The 1,822-nt window shown below is 48.0% G+C and carries 2 protein-coding genes and 1 pseudogene; all 3 read left to right on the top strand.

The window, feature by feature from the left end:
* A pseudogene (locus HCUR_RS08105) lies at positions 1-424 on the top strand (hypothetical protein); the annotation flags it as partial.
* 4 nt (positions 425-428) lie between these two features.
* Positions 429-1,268, top strand: coding sequence for a hypothetical protein (locus HCUR_RS00900; protein WP_243397232.1), 840 nt, complete (start codon positions 429-431; stop codon positions 1,266-1,268).
* The coding region (locus tag HCUR_RS00905) for a hypothetical protein (protein ID WP_207760846.1) at positions 1,256-1,822 on the top strand (567 nt) is incomplete at its 3' end. The genes HCUR_RS00900 and HCUR_RS00905, both read left to right, overlap by 13 nt.

The following is a 1,822-nucleotide window of genomic DNA, read 5'->3' on the forward strand; positions in this document are numbered from 1 at the left end:
TCAGGTGCATCCGAAGTTTACCGAAGAGGTGGAAAAGGCGGTGAAAAACTCTAAATATAAGTATCGTAAGGATTTACCAGATGGAAGAGTGCGGTTTTATAAAAAATACGAACCTCCAAAAGATGGAAATCCCAACATTCGCACCAATGGTGGATCGAATAATGTGAAAGAAGTATGTCCGAAGACTGGAAATACTCGAACTTGGACTGAATCCTATCAAAAGTCCAGTGAGGCTCGTCCAAAAGAGCCTCGTGGCGGAGCACCCCAGAACGATTTACATGTGGTGCAAGTGCGTCCTCAAAATAAAAACGGTGTGGAGATTCGATCTCAACATTATCCTGCAACGGATAAAGAACTGAAAAAATTTCAGGATGGAGAAATTCCTAAATTAAATACGAATCCAGATCTTTTGAATAAAAAATAGGAGGATGAAGATGAGTATATTAGGACAATATTATCAGCGTTATGTTTTGAATAATTCTAATGTTGATAAATACACTCCAGATCCAGATTGGCGAGATTGTACTCGCTATTTGGCGGGGTTTTTGATGAAGGTGTTATTGTTAAATGAATGGCGAGAATACGATTATCCAAAATACGATTGGAGCGATGGATTTACCGACGTGGCACACGTATTAGGGTGGATGTTTGAGTTTTCAAGGGATGTATCTGGGAAAAATGTTTATGATTTGGTGCAGGAAAAAATTAAAAATGGACATGATTATTATCCTGATGAGTCGCTGATGCAGTATGTAGCAGAAATGGTGAAAGATGTTATTGATAGAGACATTCTTGAATGTCTGGGAATTGTGAATGATCTCTTCATAGGTCGTCGAGATAGCTTTGAAATGCATGAAGAACAGTGCACCCATGAAGAATATACACCCTCCCTCAACTGGCCGCTTCCCTGTCCGGGCCCCCCCTATGGTCGCCGGCCCTATCTCCAAGGTCAGAACCCGCCTCGAAGCCAGGCCGTCATCTGGGTACCCTTTCCTATTTTGCGGTTTGCCTTTTTTGCCAAGGAGGTCGCCCTCTTTGGCCGGTCCTTTGACGGGATGCAGCGGGTGGCGCAGGAGCAACTGGAACAGCTGGACAGCCGCCTCATTCACCCGGAATATTTCTATATCCTAGCTCAGGTGCTGGAGCTAGAGGATACCCCAGAATCTCGAAAAGCCTTGGATATCCTGGCTAACAACCTGTTCTTGGGAGAAAAACCTCTCACTCAAGCCTGGGTGGAAGGGCCAGAGGAGGTGCCGTGGCTGCGATGAAATTTTGGACCTTCCTAACTCAACTTTGGAGTCAGTTTAAGGGGGAGGTGCGCATTGAGGCTCGCGAAAAACTTCTCCTAACCCCCGCCCTTCGGCAGGATGGATTTGAGAAAGTTTCGGTGACCCGAGACAGTAAGATTCTGCAGAAAACCCAGGCTCACCAAGGCCAAGGGGTGGACTATATAGATTGCTCGGTGCAAGGGAGGCTTAGTGTGGATACGCCGCATCTGGAGGTTATCTCCACAACGGGCCAGCGTCCCTCGGGCCTAGAGGTGGCGCCTCGCCCCGAGTTCACCGAGATTCACCACACGGTCCTGCCCTCTATTACTGAAGAATCCCAGAGACCTCGTACCACCTTTAAGCCTGCCTTCAAGGCCGCTCTGGGGGTAACTCTGAGTAGTCTTACGGCGGTGCTGACCCCCACCTGTCCTCTGGCGGCGGTGATGGTGAATTCTGCTGCCGGGGCCCTGATGCAGGGGGGAGCTTTAGAGAAAGTCGCCAACCAAGAAGCCTTTCACGGCAAGGATTGGCAGGGGATTTATAGGGATTATCTC

This window comes from Holospora curviuscula (assembly GCF_002930195.1).
GTDB classification, from domain to species: Bacteria; Pseudomonadota; Alphaproteobacteria; order Holosporales; family Holosporaceae; genus Holospora; species Holospora curviuscula.